At 54.2% G+C, this 21,676-nt stretch carries 14 protein-coding genes, 3 tRNA genes and 3 rRNA genes; 4 read left to right on the forward strand and 16 right to left on the reverse strand.

The window, feature by feature from the left end:
* Positions 1-113 precede the first annotated feature (113 nt).
* Positions 114-2,138, reverse strand: coding sequence for a DNA helicase Rep (rep, locus tag CKQ53_RS04270; protein WP_094118813.1), 2,025 nt, complete (start codon positions 2,136-2,138; stop codon positions 114-116).
* A 161-nt stretch (positions 2,139-2,299) separates the two neighbouring features.
* On the opposite strand from rep, the gene ppiC reads away from it, so the two are divergent.
* Positions 2,300-2,581, forward strand: coding sequence for a peptidylprolyl isomerase PpiC (gene ppiC / locus CKQ53_RS04275; protein ID WP_085652156.1), 282 nt, complete (start codon positions 2,300-2,302; stop codon positions 2,579-2,581).
* A gap of 137 nt (positions 2,582-2,718) precedes the next feature.
* Here the strand turns inward: ppiC and ilvC are convergent, their stop codons facing one another.
* Positions 2,719-4,197: a ketol-acid reductoisomerase gene (ilvC, locus tag CKQ53_RS04280; RefSeq protein ID WP_118894686.1), complete on the reverse strand. Its 1,479-nt coding sequence runs from the start codon at positions 4,195-4,197 to the stop codon at positions 2,719-2,721.
* 166 nt (positions 4,198-4,363) lie between these two features.
* On the opposite strand from ilvC, the gene ilvY reads away from it, so the two are divergent.
* Entirely contained in the window at positions 4,364-5,254 is an 891-nt protein-coding gene (ilvY, locus tag CKQ53_RS04285; RefSeq protein WP_085652154.1) for an HTH-type transcriptional activator IlvY, read from the forward strand.
* Positions 5,255-5,276: 22 nt separating this feature from the next.
* Here ilvY and CKQ53_RS04290 read toward each other — a convergent pair whose 3' ends face one another.
* From CKQ53_RS04290 to ilvL, 7 genes are all read right to left on the reverse strand, one after another.
* A complete protein-coding gene (locus CKQ53_RS04290; RefSeq protein ID WP_085652153.1) occupies positions 5,277-6,011 on the reverse strand; it encodes a DUF2461 domain-containing protein in 735 nt (244 codons plus the stop codon).
* A 135-nt stretch (positions 6,012-6,146) separates the two neighbouring features.
* A complete protein-coding gene (ilvA, locus tag CKQ53_RS04295; protein ID WP_085652152.1) occupies positions 6,147-7,691 on the reverse strand; it encodes a threonine ammonia-lyase, biosynthetic in 1,545 nt (514 codons plus the stop codon).
* Between the two features lie 5 nt (positions 7,692-7,696).
* Entirely contained in the window at positions 7,697-9,547 is a 1,851-nt protein-coding gene (gene ilvD, locus CKQ53_RS04300) for a dihydroxy-acid dehydratase (protein WP_085652151.1), read from the reverse strand.
* Between the two features lie 78 nt (positions 9,548-9,625).
* Complete coding sequence (locus CKQ53_RS04305; RefSeq protein WP_085652150.1) at positions 9,626-10,552, reverse strand: branched-chain amino acid transaminase; 927 nt, start codon at positions 10,550-10,552, stop codon at positions 9,626-9,628.
* Between the two features lie 37 nt (positions 10,553-10,589).
* Positions 10,590-10,832 carry an acetolactate synthase 2 small subunit gene (gene ilvM, locus CKQ53_RS04310; protein ID WP_094118812.1) on the reverse strand — a complete coding sequence of 81 codons (243 nt, stop codon included), beginning with the start codon at positions 10,830-10,832 and terminating at the stop codon, positions 10,590-10,592.
* Positions 10,829-12,478 (reverse strand): acetolactate synthase 2 catalytic subunit, encoded by a 1,650-nt coding sequence (gene ilvG / locus CKQ53_RS04315; protein WP_118894688.1) that lies wholly within the window; start codon positions 12,476-12,478, stop codon positions 10,829-10,831. The genes ilvM and ilvG overlap by 4 nt, the downstream gene beginning before the upstream one ends.
* 141 nt (positions 12,479-12,619) lie before the next feature.
* Positions 12,620-12,718 (reverse strand): ilv operon leader peptide, encoded by a 99-nt coding sequence (gene ilvL, locus CKQ53_RS04320; RefSeq protein ID WP_071999801.1) that lies wholly within the window; start codon positions 12,716-12,718, stop codon positions 12,620-12,622.
* A gap of 332 nt (positions 12,719-13,050) precedes the next feature.
* Here ilvL and CKQ53_RS04325 point away from each other — a divergent pair, with 332 nt between their 5' ends.
* The gene (locus tag CKQ53_RS04325) at positions 13,051-14,577 is read left to right on the forward strand and encodes a YifB family Mg chelatase-like AAA ATPase (RefSeq protein ID WP_085652148.1); all 1,527 of its coding nucleotides are present in this window, start codon (positions 13,051-13,053) and stop codon (positions 14,575-14,577) included.
* 51 nt (positions 14,578-14,628) lie between these two features.
* On the opposite strand, the gene CKQ53_RS04330 is transcribed toward CKQ53_RS04325, so the two are convergent.
* A complete protein-coding gene (locus tag CKQ53_RS04330; RefSeq protein ID WP_085652147.1) occupies positions 14,629-14,967 on the reverse strand; it encodes a MaoP family protein in 339 nt (112 codons plus the stop codon).
* Positions 14,968-15,085: 118 nt separating this feature from the next.
* Here CKQ53_RS04330 and hdfR point away from each other — a divergent pair, with 118 nt between their 5' ends.
* Positions 15,086-15,925: an HTH-type transcriptional regulator HdfR gene (hdfR, locus tag CKQ53_RS04335; protein WP_094118811.1), complete on the forward strand. Its 840-nt coding sequence runs from the start codon at positions 15,086-15,088 to the stop codon at positions 15,923-15,925.
* Positions 15,926-16,108: 183 nt separating this feature from the next.
* On the opposite strand, the gene CKQ53_RS04340 is transcribed toward hdfR, so the two are convergent.
* The 6 genes from CKQ53_RS04340 to CKQ53_RS04365 form a co-directional block, all read right to left on the reverse strand.
* Positions 16,109-16,184, reverse strand: a tRNA-Trp gene (locus CKQ53_RS04340).
* Between the two features lie 8 nt (positions 16,185-16,192).
* Positions 16,193-16,269: transfer RNA gene (locus CKQ53_RS04345), tRNA-Asp, on the reverse strand.
* A gap of 65 nt (positions 16,270-16,334) precedes the next feature.
* Positions 16,335-16,450 (reverse strand): 5S ribosomal RNA (gene rrf, locus CKQ53_RS04350).
* A 105-nt stretch (positions 16,451-16,555) separates the two neighbouring features.
* Positions 16,556-19,464, reverse strand: a 23S ribosomal RNA gene (locus tag CKQ53_RS04355).
* A 222-nt stretch (positions 19,465-19,686) separates the two neighbouring features.
* Positions 19,687-19,762, reverse strand: a tRNA-Glu gene (locus tag CKQ53_RS04360).
* A gap of 137 nt (positions 19,763-19,899) precedes the next feature.
* Positions 19,900-21,442, reverse strand: a 16S ribosomal RNA gene (locus CKQ53_RS04365).
* Together the 16S, 23S and 5S rRNA genes with 3 tRNA genes alongside form the textbook arrangement of a ribosomal RNA operon.
* Positions 21,443-21,676: the final 234 nt, after the last annotated feature.

Raw genomic sequence — 21,676 nt, forward strand, 5'->3', positions numbered from 1 at the left:
ATCCCGCCAGCGAGTCCTCTCGTCTGGCGGGATTTCTTTTTCGTTTTACGCGCGTCCAGACGACGACAGCGGGCGATTGGCCTGCGTCGAAACGTAGGGTGATAGGCGCGGAACTACTCTTTGCCTCTCGCCTTCGCCAGCTGGGCGCGAATATTCGCCAAATGCCCTTGCCCTTTCTGCATTCGCTCCTGTGGGCTGACCACTTTTCTCACCGTCTCCCACTCGACGTCGTCCTGCGGCAGCTCCAGCAGAAACCGACTGGGTTCCGGACGAATTAATTCGCCATACTGCCGGCGCTCGCGACACATCGTGAAGGTCAGCTCTTTTTGCGCCCGGGTGATGCCGACATAGGCCAACCGCCGCTCTTCGTCGACATTGTCTTCATCGATACTGGTCTGGTGCGGCAACAACCCTTCTTCCATCCCCACCAGATAAACATTGGGAAACTCCAGCCCTTTGGACGCGTGCAGCGTCATAAGCTGCACCTGATCAAGATCCTCCTCGCTTTCGTTGCGTTCCATCATGTCTCGCAACGTGAAGCGTGTGACGACCTGCGTCAGCGTCATCGGCTCGTCCAGATCGCTTCCCTCCAGCATTTCCGTCATCCACGTAAACAGCTGGTTGACGTTTTTCATACGCATCTCCGCCGCTTTCTGGCTGGGGGAGGTTTCATACAGCCAACTTTCGTAATCCAACCCGTGGATCAAATCGCGTACCGCCGCCACCGGCTCCCGTTCCGCCTGGCGGGCAATCTCTGCCAGCCACTGCGTAAAACGCTGGAGCGATTCCAGACCGCGGCCAGTCAGCACCTGAGTCAACCCTACATCGAAGCTGGCGTGAAACAGGCTGCGGTTACGCTGGTTAGCCCATTCACCCAGCTTCTTCAACGTAGCCGGACCGATTTCACGCTTCGGCGTATTCACGATACGCAAAAACGCGCTGTCATCGTCAGCATTGGTCAACACGCGCAGGTACGCCAACAGATCCTTGATTTCCGGGCGAGAGAAGAACGAGCTACCGCCGGAAATTTTGTAAGGAATGCGGTTTTGCATCAGCACTTTCTCGAACAGCCGCGACTGATGATTACCGCGATAAAGGATGGCGTAGTCGCGGTACTGGGTCTTGTTGATGAAGTGATGCGCGATCAGTTCGCCGACCACGCGTTCAGCTTCATGATCTTCATTGTTGGCGGTAATAATCTTCAGTTCGTTGCCATACGCCAGCTCCGAATAGAGCCGTTTCTCGAAGACGTGCGGGTTGTTGGCGATCAGGATATTAGCCGCTTTCAGAATGCGTCCGGACGAACGGTAATTCTGCTCCAGTTTAATCACCTGCAACGCAGGAAAGTCGTGCTGGAGCAGTTCCAGGTTCTGGGGACGCGCGCCGCGCCAGGAGTAAATCGACTGGTCGTCATCGCCGACCACGGTAAAGCGCGCGCGACTGCCCACCAGCTGTTTGACCAGCTCGTACTGACTGGTATTGGTGTCCTGATATTCATCCACCAGCAGATAACGCAGGCGATGCTGCCAGCGTTCGCGGGCCTGTTCATTACGCCGAAACAATAGCGTTGGCAGCAGGATAAGATCGTCAAAGTCCAATACGTTGCAGGCACGCAGGTGTTCGCTGTAGAGCTGATAACAGTGCGCGAACAGACGATCCCGTTCCGATCGCGCCAGCGCGGCGGCCTGAGGCGGTTCGATCAGATCGTTTTTCCAGTTGGAGATCGTCGAGATCAACTGTTGCAGCAGTTCTTTGTCATTCTGCAACCAGGTTTCGGTCAGCTCCTTGAGCAACGCCAGCTGATCCTGATCGTCGAACAGAGAGAAATTGGACTTCATTTCCAGCGCGGCATATTCGCGCTTGATGATCTCCAGCCCCAGCGTATGGAAGGTCGCAATCATCAAACCGCGGCTTTCCTTTCGTCCCAGCGTCTGCGCCACACGCTCCTTCATCTCGCGGGCCGCCTTATTGGTAAAGGTGACTGCCGCGATATTGCGCGCCTGATAGCCGCACTCCCGTATCAGATGGGCTATCTTCTGCGTGATAACGCGCGTTTTACCGGAACCGGCGCCGGCCAGAACCAGGCAGGGACCGGTAACAAACTCGACGGCGTGTTGTTGGCTGGGGTTTAAGCGCATGGGACATCTTGCTCTTTGTTCAAACGGAAGGCGATTGTAGCAAAAGTCGCGGGGGGAGGATCGGCGGAAGTGGTCGCCGACGAGACACCGCGCATTGCTATTGGTATTGCACGCGGGTTACAGTGCCTGCCAGCAACCCCCGATTAAAAAAGGTATATTCCATGGCAAAAACAGCTTCGGCGCTGCACATTCTGGTCGATACGGAACAGCAGGCCAACGACATCCTGGCCCAGCTGGAACAAGGCGCAGACTTCCAGCAGTTAGCCAAGAAGTTTTCAAACTGTCCGTCCAAACGCAACGGCGGCGACCTGGGCGAATTCCGCCAGGGCGATATGGTGCCGACGTTTGATAAAGCCGTGTTCTCCTGCGAGCTGCTCAAGCCCTGCGGACCGGTTAAAACCCAGTTCGGCTATCACATCATCAAAGTGCTATACCGCCGTTGATCTCGTGAACCGGGCTGGCGGGTGATCCACCGGCCATTCTCGCGCTGATTCCATTGCGGACAAGCGCGATCAAAAAGGGCGCAACCTTCGTTGCGCCCTTTGTTATTGCCGGAATAACGTCTTATCGACGTGCAGGATTATCCCGCAACCGCAATACGTTTCATGTCGGTCATGTAGCCACGCAGTTTCTTACCGACCACTTCGATAGGATGGTTGCGAACGGCTTCGTTAACGTCACGCAGCTGGGCGTTGTCTACCGCCGTCGCGGCGACGGCTTTACCGATATCGCCCGGTTGCAGGCTGCTCATGAACATCTCTTTCAGCAGCGGTACCGCGGCATTGGCGAACAGGTAGTTACCGTATTCCGCCGTATCGGAAATGACCACGTTCATTTCGTACAGACGCTTACGGGCGATGGTGTTCGCGATCAACGGCAGTTCGTGCAGTGATTCGTAGTAGGCAGACTCTTCGATGATGCCGGAGCTCACCATCGTTTCGAACGCCAGCTCAACCCCGGCTTTCACCATGGCAATCATCAGCACGCCATTATCGAAGTATTCCTGCTCGCCGATTTTACCTTCGAACTGCGGTGCGTTTTCGAACGCGGTTTTGCCGGTCTCTTCACGCCAGGTCAGCAGTTTCACGTCACCGTTAGCCCAATCTTCCATCATGCCGCGAGAAAATGCGCCGGAGATGATGTCATCCATGTGTTTCTGGAACAGCGGCGCCATCAGGGTCTTCAGCTGTTCAGACAGCGCGTAAGCACGCAGTTTCGCCGGGTTAGACAGGCGATCCATCATCAGAGAGATACCGCCCTGCTTCAGCGCTTCGGTGATGGTTTCCCATCCGTACTGAATCAGTTTTTCTGCATACGCCGGTTCAACGCCGTCAGCAACCAGTTTGTCGAAGCTCAGCAGAGAACCCGCCTGCAGCATGCCGCACAGGATAGTCTGTTCGCCCATCAGGTCGGATTTGACTTCGGCCACGAAGGAGGACTCCAGAACGCCTGCACGGTGACCACCGGTCGCCGCAGCCCAGGCTTTAGCAATCGCCATCCCTTCGCCTTTCGGGTCGTTTTCCGGGTGAACCGCGATCAAAGTCGGCACGCCGAAACCACGTTTGTACTCTTCGCGTACTTCCGTACCCGGGCATTTCGGTGCGACCATCACAACCGTGATGTCTTTGCGCACTTGCTCGCCCACTTCTACGATATTGAAACCGTGAGAGTAACCCAGCGCAGCGCCCTGTTTCATCAGCGGCTGTACGGCCTGTACCACGGCGGAATGCTGTTTGTCCGGCGTCAGGTTAACCACCAGATCCGCCTGCGGGATCAGGTCTTCGTAAGTGCCAACGGTGAAGCCGTTTTCGGTCGCTTTGCGCCATGAAGCACGCTTCTCGGCGATGGCTTCTTTACGCAAGGCATAAGCGATGTCCAGACCGGAATCGCGCATGTTCAGACCCTGGTTTAGCCCCTGAGCGCCACATCCCACGATCACGACTTTCTTGCCCTTGAGGTAGTTAGCTTCATCAGCAAATTCGTCGCGGTTCATAAAGCGACATTTGCCCAATTGCGCCAGCTTCTGACGCAGGTTCAAGGTATCGAAGTAGTTAGCCATGTGGAGATGCTCCATAATGATGTGTTAGTTGCCGTTGTCTCTTTGGGTTGCCGCCTCGGCGGCCCCGCAATAGACACATCATATGACAGGAATTGCATTGCTTAAATTGATATATTAACAACGTGTCATTGCATAATATGCAACGTGAAAATAGGGTCTGCATTCGATGGATTTACGCGATCTCAAATTATTCCTGCACCTGGTGGAAAGTCACCACTTTGGTCACACTGCCAAGGCTATGCATATCAGCCCGTCAACGCTGTCGCGCCAGATACAGCGCATGGAGGAAGACATTGGGCAGGCGCTGTTTTTACGGGATAACCGTACGGTGCGACTGACCGATGCCGGCGAACATCTAAAAATCTTCGCCCAACAAACGCTGTTGCAGTATCAGCAGATGCAGTTAGCGATGTCCCAGCACGGCCAGTCGCTCAGCGGCGAACTGCGGGTCTTTTGCTCGGTAACGGGCGCTTATAGTCATTTGCCGACGATTCTGGATCGTTTTCGCGCTCGCCATCCGCTGGTCGAGATCAAGCTGACAACGGGCGATGCCGCCGACGCGGTCGACAAAGTCCGTTCGAACGTCGCCGACCTCAGCATCGCGGGTCATCCGGAATTGCTGCCGCCCAGCATGGTGTTCATCCCTATCGGCAACATTCGCATTGCGTTGGTCATCCCGACGATGCCTTGTCCTGTCCAAGTCCAAATGCAGGATCCCCACGTTGACTGGAGCCAGGTTCCCTTTATTTTGCCGCAGTACGGGCCGGTCAGAAAGCTCACCGAGCGCTGGTTCCGCCATCAGAAAATCGCCAGTCCGCTGATCTATGCGACCGTTTCCGGACATGAAGCCATGGTATCTATGGTGGCGGTAGGGTGTGGCGTGGCGCTGGTCCCCGACGTCGTGCTGGAAAACAGCCCTGAGCCCGTACGCAATCGCGTGTTCGTGCTGCAAGAGCAAATTCTGGAGCCCATCCCGCTTGGGATCTGTATGCAGAAAAAACGCCTGAGCGAGCCCCTGATTGCCGCCTTCTGGGAGACGCTACAGGAGACGCAATAGCGCGGCGGTTTCAGCGAAGCAATCAACGCTGCGACGGCAGCGACCGATCGGACAGGGCGTCGAACGCTCTGGCCTGCTCGGCCCGTTTCATCGTCTCAATATCCATCAGATAGCGGTATAACGGCTCCAGCCGGGTGAAGCCTTCGGCCAGCACCGTCACCAATTCGCCGCTGAACAGCGCGGACATATCCTGACGGATAGCCATTGCCGCAAATGATTTACGGTTATACCAGTGCGCCAACGCCTCGGACTGGTCTTTGATGAGCGGCCTGCGATAGCTCTCGCCCTCCAGCACAAATTCATCGCCCAGACAGTCTGCAATCTTGAGAAAACGCGGCGGATCTTCGAGTAACGTCTGCCGAAACAGCGCCATCGTGGGTTGACTGGCGCTGTAGTAGCCCAACCCGTAGTGCCAGCTGTCTGGCCTGATTTCGAAGAAATAGGCCGGTGCATCAGTCCAGTTTTTACGGCTGCGCTTGAAGGTCAGCCACATGCTGCTGCGATAACGGGATTTATCGCGAGAAAAACGGGTATCCCGATGAATACGCGAGAGGGTTTTCGTTGGGCGCGTTTCAAAAAGTTCATCAATGTGCAGCATTGTGATGCCAAGCGATTCCACCAGCGCGCGAAACGGTGTCAACAGGGTAGCCTCATAGCCAGCTCGATGTTCTTCGAACCATTCTTTGCTGTTGTGCTGGCGCACCTGCTGCAAAAAGGTGAGGCCTTGTTGTGAAAATCCGTGGAATCCTGTCGTCATGGCTCATGAACACCCTAGAAAAATGAGGGGCAACGGGCGACGCTCGCCCGGTTTTCCTCTAAACGATAACGCGCCCGCTGAATAACATCCAGCGGGCGCGAGAGGGTCTTTCCAGACGCAACACTTAGTGGCGCGTTAGCCTTTCATAAAAAACCGAAAAGCTGGATTTTGGGTTTCTTCGTGACACTCATAACCCAGATCATGCAGATGGCGCTCAAACGCTTCATCACGCTCAGCGAGTTCGAAGGCGGCCAATACGCGACCGTAGTCCGTTCCGTGACTACGATAATGGAACAGAGAGATATTCCAGTGCGTTCCCAGCGTAACGAGGAATTTCAGCAATGCGCCCGGTGATTCAGGGAACTCAAAGCTATAGAGTTTTTCCTCCAGCGGCTTCGACGGTCGACCACCCACCATGTAACGCACGTGCAGCTTCGCCATTTCATCATCAGACAGATCGACCACCTGATAACCGCCCGCCTGTAAATCGGACAGAATTTCCTGCCGTTCTTCGTGACCGCGCGTCAGGCGTACCCCCATGAAGATGCAGGCGTCGTCGTCGCTGGAGTAGCGATAGTTGAATTCGGTGATGGCGCGACCGCCCAGCAGTTGGCACAGCTTCAGGAAGCTGCCTTTCTGCTCGGGGATAGTCACCGCCATCAACGCTTCCCGCTGTTCACCCAGCTCGCAACGTTCGGACACGTAGCGCAACCCGTGGAAATTGACGTTAGCCCCGGACAGCACGTGCGCCAGGCGCTCGCCCTGAATGTTGTGCTGCTGGATATATTTTTTCATCCCGGCCAGCGCCAAGGCGCCAGACGGCTCAGCCACCGCACGCACGTCTTCAAACAGGTCTTTGACGGCGGCGCAGATAGAGTCGCTGTCGACCGTGATGACGTCATCCAGATACTCCCGGCACAGGCGGAAAGTCTCGTTGCCGATACGTTTGACCGCCACGCCCTCCGCAAACAGACCGACGCGAGCCAAATCCACCGGCTCACCCGCATCCAACGCGGCGCGCAGGCAGGCAGAATCTTCCGCTTCAACGCCGATGACTTGGATTTGCGGCATCAGCTGCTTGATCAGCACCGCGACACCCGCAGCCAGACCACCGCCGCCGACCGGGACAAACACCCGGTCGAGATGCGCATCCTGCTGCAATAGTTCCATCGCCAGCGTGCCCTGTCCGGCGATAACGGCCGGATGGTCAAACGGCGGGACGAACGTCATTTTTTGACATTCTGACAGTTCAATGGCTTTGGCTTTAGCCTCATCAAAGTTAGCGCCGTGCAGCAGCACTTCACCGCCGAAACCGCGTACGGCATCGACTTTGATATCCGCCGTCGCGACCGGCATGACGATCAGCGCCTTGATGCCCAGACGATTGGCGGAGAGCGCCACGCCCTGCGCATGGTTGCCAGCCGACGCCGTGACCACGCCGTGGGACTTCTGTTCGTCGCTCAGCCCGGCCATCATGGCGTAAGCGCCGCGCAGCTTGAAACTGTGTACGGCCTGGCGATCTTCCCGCTTCACCAGAATATCGTTGCCGAGGCGGGCGGATAGCTTATCCATTCGCTCCAGCGGCGTGACCTGCGCGACTTCATACACCGGCGAGCGGAGAACCGCCCGCAGGTATTCCGCGCCGCAGGGGGCGTCGGAAAGGGGTTGTGAAACTGCCATCAGCTTTAGCCTCCCAGCTTGCTTTTGTCCCGGACGGCACCTTTGTCAGCGCTGGTCGCCAGACTGGCGTAGGCGCGTAATGCAAATGAAACCTGACGATCACGTTTCTTCGGCGTCCAGGCCGCGTCTCCACGAGCCAGCTGCGCTTCCCGGCGCTGAGCCAGCTCACCTTCGGTCACATCCAGTACAATACCTCGGTTTGGAATGTCGATAGCGATGGTGTCGCCGTCTTCCACCAGCCCAATCAGTCCGCCGTTGGCGGCTTCCGGTGAAGCATGACCGATGGACAGACCGGACGTTCCGCCCGAGAAACGGCCATCGGTGATCAGCGCGCAGGCCTTGCCCAGTCCCATCGATTTCAGGAAGCTGGTTGGATACAGCATCTCCTGCATACCCGGACCGCCTTTCGGGCCTTCGTAACGGATGACCACGACGTCGCCCGCTTCCACTTTACTGTTCAGGATCGCGTCTACCGCGTCATCCTGACTCTCATAAACTTTGGCGGGACCACGGAACACCAGGCTGTTTTTATCCACGCCCGCCGTTTTGACGATACAGCCATCTTCCGCCAGGTTGCCGTACAGCACGGCCAGACCACCGTCCTGACTGTAGGCAAATTCCTTGGTGCGAATGCACCCTTCTTTGCGGTCGGTATCCAGCGAATCCCAACGACAATCCTGAGAGAAAGCCTGCGTGGTGCGAATACCCGCCGGGCCCGCCGCATACATTTTCTTCACGCTTTCATCTTGTGTCTGCATGACATCGTAGGCCGCCAGCGTTTCCTGCAGCGACATACCCAAAATGTTGGTCACGTCGCGATGCAGCAGACCCGCGCGATCCAGCTCGCCTAAAATACCCAGCACGCCGCCCGCACGGTGAACGTCTTCCATGTGGTATTTCTGCGTGCTCGGCGCGACTTTGCACAGATGCGGCACTTTACGCGACAGGCGATCGATGTCTTCCATCGTGAAGTCGACTTCGCCTTCCTGCGCAGAAGCCAGCAGGTGGAGAACGGTGTTGGTGGAACCGCCCATCGCGATATCCAGCGTCATCGCGTTTTCGAATGCATGTTTGTTGGCGATGTTACGCGGCAGCGCGCTATCGTCGTCCTGCTCGTAGTAACGTTTGGTCAGTTCGACAATGCGCTTACCGGCATTGAGGAACAGCTGCTTACGGTCGGCATGCGTCGCCAGCAGAGAACCATTGCCCGGCTGTGACAGACCCAGCGCTTCCGTCAGACAGTTCATCGAGTTGGCGGTAAACATACCGGAGCAGGAGCCGCAGGTCGGACAGGCGGAACGCTCAATCTGCAGGCTGTCTTCATCGCTGACTTTCGGGTTGGCGCCCTGAATCATGGCGTCGACCAGATCCAGCTTGATCAGCTGGTCGGACAGTTTGGTTTTACCGGCTTCCATCGGACCGCCGGAAACAAAAATGACCGGGATGTTGAGGCGCAGAGCCGCCATCATCATCCCCGGGGTGATTTTGTCACAGTTGGAAATGCAGACCATGGCGTCCGCGCAGTGTGCGTTCACCATGTACTCCACGGAATCCGCGATCAGTTCGCGGGAAGGCAGAGAGTAGAGCATACCGCCGTGACCCATCGCGATGCCGTCATCGACCGCAATGGTATTGAACTCTTTGGCTACGCCGCCTGAAGCTTCGATCTGTTCCGCGACTAGCTTGCCCAGATCGCGCAGATGTACGTGGCCGGGAACGAATTGCGTGAACGAGTTAACAACGGCAATGATAGGCTTGCCAAAATCGGCGTCGGTCATCCCTGTGGCGCGCCACAAGGCTCGCGCTCCAGCCATATTACGACCATGCGTGGTGGTGGCTGAACGGTACTTAGGCATACTCTGATTACTCCAGTTTAAAACAGATGACCGGCAGCAAAACGCGCTGCCGGTAAGAAAAGAATGTTGGTGATGTGATTAACGGTTAACCGGATCCAGCCAGCCCCATTTATCTTCTGTTTCACCCGTAAACAGCCCGAAGAATGCCTGCTGCAGCTGCTTGGTGACAGGACCACATTTGCCGATACCCACCTGAATGCCGTCAACGCTACGCACCGGCGTGATTTCCGCCGCGGTGCCGGACATAAAGACTTCGTCAGCCAGATAGAGCGATTCGCGGGACAGCACCTGTTCGCGAACTTCGTATCCTTTCTTTTTCGCCAGCGTGATGATGGCATCACGGGTAATTCCCGGCAGCGCCGAAGAGGTGAACGGCGGCGTGAAGATGATGCCGTTTTTCACTTCGAACAGGTTTTCGCCAGCGCCTTCGGAAACGTAACCGTGAACATCCAGCGCAATACCTTCCTGATAGCCATGACGACGGGCTTCACTCCCTACCAGCAGCGAAGACAGATAGTTACCGCCGGCTTTGGCCGCAGTAGGGATCGTGTTGGCCGCCGCGCGGTTCCATGATGAAACCATCGCATCGATGCCCTGATCCAGCGCTTCTTCGCCCAGATAGGCGCCCCACGGGAAGGCGGCGATGATCACATCCGTTTTATAACCCTCAGGCGGATTCACGCCCATGCCGACATCGCCGACGAACACCAACGGACGGATATAAGCGCTCGATAAGTTGTTTTTGCGCAGCGTTTCGCGGCACGCTTCCATCAGTTCGTCGACGCTCTGAGACAGCGGCATACGGTAGATCTTGGCGGAGTCATGCAAACGCTGCATATGCTCGCGGTGGCGGAACACGACCGGGCCACGGTGAGAGTTATAGCAACGGACGCCTTCGAACACGGAAGTCCCGTAGTGCAAGGCGTGAGACATCACGTGAACTTTCGCATCTGCCCAAGGAACCATTTCGCCGTTGAACCAGATATAGTCAGCTTTCTTTGTCATCGTTAATTTCCTTCTCGGTGCCTCAGGCACGTATCTATTATGCTCTCAGTGACTGGATCTCAACGCGCGAGATGTCCAGCAGTTTGCTTAATTGCGTTGACAGTAAATCGACCGGCCGCTGACTCGCAACGGTCAGTTCGATATGGACCTGCGCGCCGTCATCCTGCGACGTCATATTCATGGCGGAAACCTGAAACCCGCGATGGCGAGCGACGCGTAGCACACGCTCCAGCGTTTCTGGCCGAAAACGGGCTTGAATGGAAATCTGATGGCGTTTCATTCGCTCTCCTCCAACATAGTTTCATTGCCGGCACCGGGCGGCACCAGCGGCCAGACGTTTTCGTACGAATCGATGGAGACATGCAACAGGTACGGCCCGTCACTGGTTAACAGTGCATTCAAAGCGGAATCAATCTGGTCTTTACGTGTAATGCTTTGGCCGGGGATGCCGAATGCGCTGGCCAGCATCAGGAAGTCAGGGTTGTCGGTGAGCGTCGTTTCGCTATAACGTTCTTCGAAGAACAACTCCTGCCACTGCCTGACCATGCCTAATCGTTGATTATCCAACAGCACAATTTTCATCGGCAGACGCTTGCGTTTGATCGTACCCAGCTCCTGGATGTTCATCATGAAGGAACCGTCACCCGAGATACAAATGACCGTATCATCAGGCCGCGCCACCTGAGCGCCGACGGCAGCCGGAATTCCAAAACCCATCGTGCCGAGGCCGCTGGACGTAATGAAATTTTCCGGACGATTGACCTGCATATGCTGGGCCGCCCACATCTGATGCTGCCCTACATCCGTAGTGATGACGGTGTTAGCCGGCATCCGCTCAGACAAGGTTTTCAGGAGTGCCGGGGCATAAATGGCATCACCCGGATGATCGTAGCGCGACGGATATTCGGCTTTCATCAACGTGGCTTGCTGACGCCAGGCATCAATACGCAGCGGCTGTTTTAATGCTGGCAACAGGTGGTTTAAATCCCCCTGCAACGCCACATGCGCCTGACGCAGTTTGTTCAGTTCAGCCGGGTCAATATCCATGTGGATCACGCTGGCATTCGGGGCAAATGTATTCAGTTTGCCGGTTACGCGGTCGTCGAAGCGCGCGCCTACTGCGATGAGCAGGTCGCACTGCTGCACCATGAGGTTTGCCGCTTTAGTTCCGTGCATCCCAATCATACCGAGGTAGTAGGGATAATTCGTGTCCACTGCGCCAAGCCCTTTCAAGGTGGCGACACAGGGGATGTGCGTAGTATCCAGAAACTCGCGCAAAGCGGGAACTGCCTGAGCCATTCCCACGCCGCCGCCGATATACAGAATGGGCTGTTTGGCATGAGCCAGCAACGTATTGGCATCCGTCAGCGCCTGCGTCGGCAGGCTGCCGGTCTCTGCCGGAGAGAAAACGTAAGGGGTAAATTCGCCGCCTTCGGCCAGCTGTATGTCTTTGGGAATATCGACCAGTACCGGTCCCGGACGCCCACTTTGAGCAATCGCAAAGGCTTCCGCCATGATTTCCGGCAAGGATTCAAGGGAGTCGACAAGAAAGCTATGTTTAGTACACGCCAGCGAGAGGCCAAGGACATCTATTTCCTGGAAGGCGTCGGTCCCAATCAGTGAAGATCCGACCTGACCAGTGATCGCCACAATCGGTACCGAGTCCAACAGTGCGTCCGCCAGACCAGTAATCAGATTGGTTGCGCCCGGACCGGAAGTCGCGATGCAGACGCCGACTCTACCCGTGGCACGGGCATAGCCGATAGCGGCCATCGCAGCGCCTTGTTCATGGCGGCATAGCAGGTGATCGACCCCCCCGTCATACAATGCATCATAAACTGGCATGATTGCGCCACCAGGATAGCCAAATACACTATCCACTCCCTGCGCTCGCAACGCTTGTACCACCCACTGAGCCCCATTCATAGTCATTTCCCCAACTTCTTTCGGGTATGGCAGAATTTTATGCTGATGAACATTCTCTGCTCCCTTGTTACGAATACCGACCCCATAAAAAAACCCCCGACCATTTGGTGCGGGGGTTTTTCTTGAATTCGGCTTTGATTTTTAAGCCATTCGTCGTCCAAGTGCTGCCCCGCACGGTAGGTTAATAATCACCACCACGCTAATGACGACTAGGCTAATCACGAGGGCAAACGCTTTCATTTTTCGGTTTATTCATTAATCAGTGTCGAACGAATGACTACAGAGTTACCATAGTCAGACGCGGACTGACAACATTTTTTTTCCGTGATTATTTGATTGCTTCAGTCCTAAGCCAAATAAAATTCTTATTATTCAATTATTAAATTTAATAAAGGACTTCAATAGCCCATTTCACTTTTTTACTCGGCGTGGAATGAATACCTTGTAGAGAAGTTTTCCAAACGGGCATGACTACCCCGATTAATTTCCTCGCATCGCTTCGCAAAATCATGTGGACTTTCTTTTGCCACGAAAAATGACGGGCATAATCCTCCGCAAAAGGAGGAAACACGATGACACTCGCCATAGCCTTTACTCGAGCAACCATCGGCATGCAGGCGCCAGAGGTCTCCATCGAAGTACACATCAGCAATGGGTTGCCTGCACTCACACTGGTTGGCCTGCCGGAAACCACCGTCAAGGAGGCGCGCGATCGGGTACGAAGCGCCCTGCTTAACTGCGGTTTCACCTTCCCCGCCAAACGTATTACCGTCAATTTGGCGCCTGCGGATCTTCCCAAAGAAGGCGGACGCTACGATCTCCCCATCGCTTTAGCGATTTTAGCGGCCTCTGAACAAATTCCCGGTAACAAACTGAGCGAGTATGAATTCCTGGGTGAGTTGGGCCTCTCAGGAGCGCTACGTGGCGTTAACGGCACTATTTCGGCAGCATTAGAGGCGCAGAAAGCGGGCAGACACGTGATCGTCCCCGAGGATAACCAGCGAGAAATGGCGCTCATTCCAGAGGGTGAAGCTCTGCTGGCGAATCATTTGCTGCAGGTATGCGCTTTTTTGCATGGCAAGGTAACCCTGTCATGCAACCGGCTTTTGCCATCGGAATCACACCATTCAGCCTCAGAGCTTGATCTACAGGATATCGTGGGCCAGGAACAAGCCAAGCGGGCGCTGGAAATAGCCGCGGCTGGAGGCCATAACCTGTTATTCCTCGGCCCGCCGGGTACGGGGAAAACCATGCTTGCGAGTCGGTTAGCTGGATTGATGCCGCCGCTCAACGACTCAGAGGCGCTGGAAAGCGCGGCGATAAATAGTCTGGTGAACTGCTATAACGAACCGGATAAGTGGCGTAGCAGGCCGTTTCGCGCGCCTCATCACACGTCGTCCATAGCAGCGCTGGTTGGCGGTGGCTCGTTACCGAAGCCAGGGGAAATTTCTCTCGCTCACAACGGCATTCTGTTTCTTGATGAATTGCCGGAATTTGAACGGCGCGTGCTCGATTCGCTTCGAGAGCCGCTCGAGTCGGGAGAAATCGTTATCTCGCGAGCCAGAGCGAAAGTTTGCTATCCCGCACGATTTCAACTGGTCGCAGCGATGAATCCGAGCCCATCCGGACACTATCAGGGCATCCACAACCGCATGCCGGCACAGCAAATTCTCCGTTATCTCAATCGCCTCTCGGGTCCTTTTCTGGACAGGTTCGATATTTCTATCGAAGTGCCGTTGTTACCGCCGGGTATTCTGCGTAAACAGCGTAGCCAGGGAGAAAATAGCGCTACAGTGCGTGCACGTGTACTGGCAGCCCGGCAGCGGCAATTAGCGCGTGCGGACAAAATAAACGCCTACCTCAGTCCCCGGGAAATTGAAACGCACTGTCATCTGACATCCGAAGATGCGCAGTATCTCGAGGAGGTGATGAGTAAGCTGGGACTTTCAGTACGCGCATGGCATCGGATTTTAAAGGTTGCCCGTACCATTGCAGACCTGTCTGAGGAAGACAGTCTCAAGCGAAACCATCTCGCGGAAGCACTGAGCTATCGTTGTATGGATCGATTATTGATTCAACTGCATAAGAATTTGGCATAAAGAGAAATAGAGACAGTAGAAAGGCAAAATGGGGACCGAGTCCCCATTTTATCAATCATCGCTTTCAGTGAATTCTTCAACCGTGTCCATCTGCGGTTTTCCACCCGATAAAGTGTGAAAACGTTTGGGACGGCGCACACGTGCCGTATATTTGGCCCAGATTTTTTCCAACTCTGTTTCAGGTTTACGTTCGCCGTGACACATAGCCAAAAACTGGATTTCTTCATCCGTGGCCGGCTGACGTTTACCGATATCAAGCTCGTTCAACGCATGGCCATGACGCTCCAGCAGTTGAGCTTCTTTAATCGTAAAGTCACCGTGTCGAGAAAAACCACGTGGATAGAATTTGTTATCAAAAAAACGACTGGTTGTAGAGAAGCTTTCTGCCATTTTACACGCTCCTAATGCTTTATGGTCGTGCCCTTTATGGCGCGGAGTATTAGATAGGCTTGACTTCCTGTAAAACAAAACATTTAAATCATCACGACAAATTTTTTTGGAGAAAGGCATGGACACCGACTTATTGAAAACCTTCCTGGAAGTGAGCAGAACCAGGCACTTCGGCCGTGCTGCGGAATCACTCTATCTGACACAGTCGGCAGTTAGCTTTCGTATCCGTCAACTTGAGAACCAACTTGGCGCAAATCTGTTTACTCGCCATCGCAACAATATCCGCCTGACGCCGGCAGGAGAGAGGCTGTTGCCCTATGCCGAGAATCTAATTGGAACCTGGTCTATCGCGAAGAAAGAGGTTGCTCGTTCGCAACAACATAGCCTTCTCTCTATCGGTGCTACCGCCTCTTTGTGGGAGACCTATTTAGCGTCATGGCTGAACGAACTCTATCTGCAACGGCCGCTCCTCCAGTTGGAAGCCAGAATCGCGCTACGGCAATCTCTGGTACAACAGCTGCTGGAGAGACAACTGGATCTCCTCATTACTACTGAAGCCCCAAAGATGGAAGAGCTTGCCAGCCAATTACTGGGAAACTTCTCGTTATCGCTTTTCACAGTGAAGGGAGAGCAATCAAAAGAAGATCTCCCCTATATCAGACTCGAATGGGGCGCCGATTTTCATCAACAGGAAAACCGATTATTTCCGAGCGACCATACCCCCGTGCTGACAACCACGTCTGCGCAGCTAACGCGTCAGTTGATATCGACATTGAGAGGGTGTGCATTCCTACCTAACCACTGGCAACAGCAGTATGAAGAGCTGCAAATTATCGATGACGCACCTGTCATTAGCCGCTCTTTTTATGCCGTTTGGCTCCAAAACAGCGATCAACAGGCATTAATACGGCAGTTGCTGAAAGTCTCGATTACGCCATTGGATACCACCACGTCTTAGTCAGTCGAAGGCAGAAACGCGGTGAGCAAATACATTTTTGTGATCCGCGAATGACTTAACATCGAGGATATGGAGCGCGATTTAACGCAAGAAGGAAGATGTCGCTGAGGCGTTGAGATCGTTCATGGAATGGGTGTAAAAAAGACAAAAAAAACCCTTCACATAATGTGAAGGGTTGTTTCTTGGCAGGGGCGGAGAGACTCGAACTCCCAACACCCGGTTTTGGAGACCGGTGCTCTACCAATTGAACTACGCCCCTAAATAGGGTGGCGGAACGGACGGGACTCGAACCCGCGACCCCCTGCGTGACAGGCAGGTATTCTAACCAACTGAACTACCGCTCCACCGATTCTGTATCGTTACCGGATACATTCTTTCCAGTAACCGGTGCTATGCACCTTAAATTAATGCCTGGCAGTTCCCTACTCTCACATGGGGAGACCCCACACTACCATCGGCGCTACGGCGTTTCACTGCTGAGTTCGGCATGGGGTCAGGTGGGACCACCGCGCTATCGCCGCCAGGCAAATTCTGTTTCATCCCAACCGTTACGTCCTACTTCCACGCAACCATCAGAACCAATCTTCGAACAAGCTGAATACGTCTCTCTAAAAACACCTTCGGTGTTGTAAGGTTAAGCCTCTCGGGTCATTAGTACTGGTTAGCTCAACGTATCGCTACGCTTACACATCCAGCCTATCTACGTCGTCGTCTTCAACGGCCCTTCAGGGGACTCAAGGTCCCAGGGAAGACTCATCTCGGGGCAAGTTTCCCGCTTAGATGCTTTCAGCGGTTATCTCTTCCGCACTTAGCTACCGGGCAATGCCATTGGCATGACAACCCGAACACCAGTGGTGCGTTCACTCCGGTCCTCTCGTACTAGGAGCAACCCCCCTCAATCTTCCAACGCCCACGGCAGATAGGGACCGAACTGTCTCACGACGTTCTAAACCCAGCTCGCGTACCACTTTAAACGGCGAACAGCCGTACCCTTGGGACCTACTTCAGCCCCAGGATGTGATGAGCCGACATCGAGGTGCCAAACACCGCCGTCGATATGAACTCTTGGGCGGTATCAGCCTGTTATCCCCGGAGTACCTTTTATCCGTTGAGCGATGGCCCTTCCATTCAGAACCACCGGATCACTAAGACCTGCTTTCGCACCTGCTCGAGCCGTCACTCTCGCAGTCAAGCTAGCTTATGCCTTTGCACTAACCTCCTGATGTCCGACCAGGATTAGCTAACCTTCGTGCTCCTCCGTTACTCTTTGGGAGGAGACCGCCCCAGTCAAACTACCCACCAGACACTGTCCGCAACCCCGATTAGGGGCCCACGTTAGAACATCAAACATTAAAGGGTGGTATTTCAAGGTTGGCTCCATGCAGACTGGCGTCCACACTTCAAAGCCTCCCACCTATCCTACACATCAAGGCTCAAGGTTCAGTGTCAAGCTATAGTAAAGGTTCACGGGGTCTTTCCGTCTTGCCGCGGGTACACTGCATCTTCACAGCGAGTTCAATTTCACTGAGTCTCGGGTGGAGACAGCCTGGCCATCATTACGCCATTCGTGCAGGTCGGAACTTACCCGACAAGGAATTTCGCTACCTTAGGACCGTTATAGTTACGGCCGCCGTTTACCGGGGCTTCGATCAAGAGCTTCGCCTTGCGGCTGACCCCATCAATTAACCTTCCGGCACCGGGCAGGCGTCACACCGTATACGTCCACTTTCGTGTTTGCACAGTGCTGTGTTTTTATTAAACAGTTGCAGCCAGCTGGTATCTGCGACTGGTATCAGCTCCGGGAGCAAGTCCCTTCACCAACACCAGCGTGCCTTCTCCCGAAGTTACGGCACCATTTTGCCTAGTTCCTTCACCCGAGTTCTCTCAAGCGCCTTGGTATTCTCTACCTGACCACCTGTGTCGGTTTGGGGTACGATTTCGTGTTACCTGGAGCTTAGAGGCTTTTCCTGGAAGCTTGGCATCGGCTACTTCATCACCGTAGTGACTCGTCATCACGCCTCAGTGTTAATGATGTTCCGGATTTACCAAAAACATCCACCTACACGCTTAAACCGGGACAACCGTCGCCCGGATAACCTAGCCTTCTCCGTCCCCCCTTCGCAGTAACACCAAGTACAGGAATATTAACCTGTTTCCCATCGACTACGCCTTTCGGCCTCGCCTTAGGGGTCGACTCACCCTGCCCCGATTAACGTTGGACAGGAACCCTTGGTCTTCCGGCGTGCGGGTTTTTCACCCGCATTATCGTTACTTATGTCAGCATTCGCACTTCTGATACCTCCAGCAACCCTCACAGGCCACCTTCGCAGGCTTACAGAACGCTCCCCTACCCAACAACACCTAAGTGTCGCTGCCGCAGCTTCGGTGCATGGTTTAGCCCCGTTACATCTTCCGCGCAGGCCGACTCGACCAGTGAGCTATTACGCTTTCTTTAAATGATGGCTGCTTCTAAGCCAACATCCTGGCTGTCTGGGCCTTCCCACATCGTTTCCCACTTAACCATGACTTTGGGACCTTAGCTGGCGGTCTGGGTTGTTTCCCTCTTCACGACGGACGTTAGCACCCGCCGTGTGTCTCCCGTGATAACATTCTTCGGTATTCGTAGTTTGCATCGAGTTGGTAAGCCGGGATGGCCCCCTAGTCGAAACAGTGCTCTACCCCCGAAGATGAGTTCACGAGGCGCTACCTAAATAGCTTTCGGGGAGAACCAGCTATCTCCCGGTTTGATTGGCCTTTCACCCCCAGCCACAAGTCATCCGCTAATTTTTCAACATTAGTCGGTTCGGTCCTCCAGTTAGTGTTACCCAACCTTCAACCTGCCCATGGCTAGATCACCGGGTTTCGGGTCTATACCCTGCAACTTAACGCCCAGTTAAGACTCGGTTTCCCTGCGGCTCCCCTATTCGGTTAACCTTGCTACAGAATATAAGTCGCTGACCCATTATACAAAAGGTACGCAGTCACCCTGATAAATCAAGGCTCCCACTGCTTGTACGTACACGGTTTCAGGTTCTATTTCACTCCCCTCGCCGGGGTTCTTTTCGCCTTTCCCTCACGGTACTGGTTCACTATCGGTCAGTCAGGAGTATTTAGCCTTGGAGGATGGTCCCCCCATATTCAGACAGGATAACACGTGTCCCGCCCTACTCATCGAACTCACAACTCATGCCTCTTCGTGTACGGGACTATCACCCTCTGTCGTGCGACTTTCCAGACGCTTCCACTAAGACACAAACTGATTCAGGTTCTGGGCTCCTCCCCGTTCGCTCGCCGCTACTAGGGGAATCTCGGTTGATTTCTTTTCCTCGGGGTACTGAGATGTTTCAGTTCCCCCGGTTCGCCTCATGTCACTATGTATTCATGACATGATAGTGCAACGGATTGCACTGGGTTTCCCCATTCGGGTATCGTCGGGTATAACGGTTCATATCACCTTACCGACGCTTATCGCAGATTAGCACGCCCTTCATCGCCTCTGACTGCCTAGGCATCCACCGTGTACGCTTAGTCACTTAACCTCACAACCCGAAGGTGTTTCGTAAAACACTTCGCGCTGCGATTATTTGAGAGACTCTGATACAACCAAATCACATCTCAGTACTGCACGGAGAGATATGTTCAGCTGCATCGTTTCAAATTTCAGCTTGTTCCAGATTGTTAAAGAGCAATATCTTAAACACGACTCGTTAAAGTCATCTTTAAGATATTCGGTTGATAATGCCTTTCACTCATTATCGGTATGGCGTCCCCAAGGGGATTCGAACCCCTGTTACCGCCGTGAAAGGGCGGTGTCCTAGGCCTCTAGACGATGGGGACACGAAATCCGACTAAACCTCAGGCTTAATCGTTCCGCATCAGCATGAGTCAGAGACTCATCATCAACAGGTGCGCTTTTTGCTCTTGCTTTTTCATCAGACAATCTGTGTGAGCACTTCACTAGCACTTCACTTTGGTAAGGAGGTGATCCAACCGCAGGTTCCCCTACGGTTACCTTGTTACGACTTCACCCCAGTCATGAATCACAAAGTGGTAAGCGCCCTCCCGAAGGTTAAGCTACCTACTTCTTTTGCAACCCACTCCCATGGTGTGACGGGCGGTGTGTACAAGGCCCGGGAACGTATTCACCGTAGCATTCTGATCTACGATTACTAGCGATTCCGACTTCATGGAGTCGAGTTGCAGACTCCAATCCGGACTACGACGCACTTTATGAGGTCCGCTTACTCTCGCAAGTTCGCTTCTCTTTGTATGCGCCATTGTAGCACGTGTGTAGCCCTACTCGTAAGGGCCATGATGACTTGACGTCATCCCCACCTTCCTCCGGTTTATCACCGGCAGTCTCCTTTGAGTTCCCACCATTATGTGCTGGCAACAAAGGATAAGGGTTGCGCTCGTTGCGGGACTTAACCCAACATTTCACAACACGAGCTGACGACAGCCATGCAGCACCTGTCTCAGAGTTCCCGAAGGCACTAAAGCATCTCTGCTAAATTCTCTGGATGTCAAGAGTAGGTAAGGTTCTTCGCGTTGCATCGAATTAAACCACATGCTCCACCGCTTGTGCGGGCCCCCGTCAATTCATTTGAGTTTTAACCTTGCGGCCGTACTCCCCAGGCGGTCGACTTAACGCGTTAGCTCCGGAAGCCACAGTTCAAGACCGCAACCTCCAAGTCGACATCGTTTACAGCGTGGACTACCAGGGTATCTAATCCTGTTTGCTCCCCACGCTTTCGCACCTGAGCGTCAGTCTTTGTCCAGGGGGCCGCCTTCGCCACCGGTATTCCTCCAGATCTCTACGCATTTCACCGCTACACCTGGAATTCTACCCCCCTCTACAAGACTCTAGCTTGCCAGTTTCAAATGCAGTTCCCAAGTTAAGCTCGGGGATTTCACATCTGACTTAACAAACCGCCTGCGTGCGCTTTACGCCCAGTCATTCCGATTAACGCTTGCACCCTCCGTATTACCGCGGCTGCTGGCACGGAGTTAGCCGGTGCTTCTTCTGCGGGTAACGTCAATGAATAAGGCTATTAACCTTACTCCCTTCCTCCCCGCTGAAAGTACTTTACAACCCGAAGGCCTTCTTCATACACGCGGCATGGCTGCATCAGGGTTTCCCCCATTGTGCAATATTCCCCACTGCTGCCTCCCGTAGGAGTCTGGACCGTGTCTCAGTTCCAGTGTGGCTGGTCATCCTCTCAGACCAGCTAGAGATCGTCGCCTAGGTGGGCCTTTACCCCGCCTACTAGCTAATCCCATCTGGGTTCATCCGATGGTGTGAGGCCCGAAGGTCCCCCACTTTGGTCTTGCGACGTTATGCGGTATTAGCTACCGTTTCCAGTAGTTATCCCCCTCCATCGGGCAGATCCCCAGACATTACTCACCCGTCCGCCGCTCGCCGGCAAAGTAGCAAGCTACTTTCCGCTGCCGCTCGACTTGCATGTGTTAGGCCTGCCGCCAGCGTTCAATCTGAGCCATGATCAAACTCTTCAATTAAAAGCTTGATTTGCTAAGTTAATAGCGATGCTCAAAGAATTTACTGTTCATTCGTAATGAATTAACTGTTGTTCACTCTTCAAGACTTTTTCGTATCTAGTTGCGATAGTGTCTTGTGAGTGCCCACACAGATTGTCTGATTAAATTGTTAAAGAGCGTTTCGTTGCCGCCGAGGCGACTAACGTGAGGCCGCGTATATTACGCTTACCTCATTCAGAGTCAACGACTTTTTTC

The sequence above is a fragment of the Lonsdalea britannica genome (assembly GCF_003515985.1).
Taxonomy (GTDB): Bacteria; Pseudomonadota; Gammaproteobacteria; order Enterobacterales; family Enterobacteriaceae; genus Lonsdalea; species Lonsdalea britannica.

Coding starts and splice junctions, on each gene's coding strand:
- rep (WP_094118813.1), bottom strand. CDS start 2,138: ATGCGCTTAAACCCCAGCCAACAACACGCCGTCGAGTTTGTTACCGGT.
- ppiC (WP_085652156.1), top strand. CDS start 2,300: ATGGCAAAAACAGCTTCGGCGCTGCACATTCTGGTCGATACGGAACAG.
- ilvC (WP_118894686.1), bottom strand. CDS start 4,197: ATGGCTAACTACTTCGATACCTTGAACCTGCGTCAGAAGCTGGCGCAA.
- ilvY (WP_085652154.1), top strand. CDS start 4,364: ATGGATTTACGCGATCTCAAATTATTCCTGCACCTGGTGGAAAGTCAC.
- CKQ53_RS04290 (WP_085652153.1), bottom strand. CDS start 6,011: ATGACGACAGGATTCCACGGATTTTCACAACAAGGCCTCACCTTTTTG.
- ilvA (WP_085652152.1), bottom strand. CDS start 7,691: ATGGCAGTTTCACAACCCCTTTCCGACGCCCCCTGCGGCGCGGAATAC.
- ilvD (WP_085652151.1), bottom strand. CDS start 9,547: ATGCCTAAGTACCGTTCAGCCACCACCACGCATGGTCGTAATATGGCT.
- CKQ53_RS04305 (WP_085652150.1), bottom strand. CDS start 10,552: ATGACAAAGAAAGCTGACTATATCTGGTTCAACGGCGAAATGGTTCCT.
- ilvM (WP_094118812.1), bottom strand. CDS start 10,832: ATGAAACGCCATCAGATTTCCATTCAAGCCCGTTTTCGGCCAGAAACG.
- ilvG (WP_118894688.1), bottom strand. CDS start 12,478: ATGAATGGGGCTCAGTGGGTGGTACAAGCGTTGCGAGCGCAGGGAGTG.
- ilvL (WP_071999801.1), bottom strand. CDS start 12,718: ATGAAAGCGTTTGCCCTCGTGATTAGCCTAGTCGTCATTAGCGTGGTG.
- CKQ53_RS04325 (WP_085652148.1), top strand. CDS start 13,051: ATGACACTCGCCATAGCCTTTACTCGAGCAACCATCGGCATGCAGGCG.
- CKQ53_RS04330 (WP_085652147.1), bottom strand. CDS start 14,967: ATGGCAGAAAGCTTCTCTACAACCAGTCGTTTTTTTGATAACAAATTC.
- hdfR (WP_094118811.1), top strand. CDS start 15,086: ATGGACACCGACTTATTGAAAACCTTCCTGGAAGTGAGCAGAACCAGG.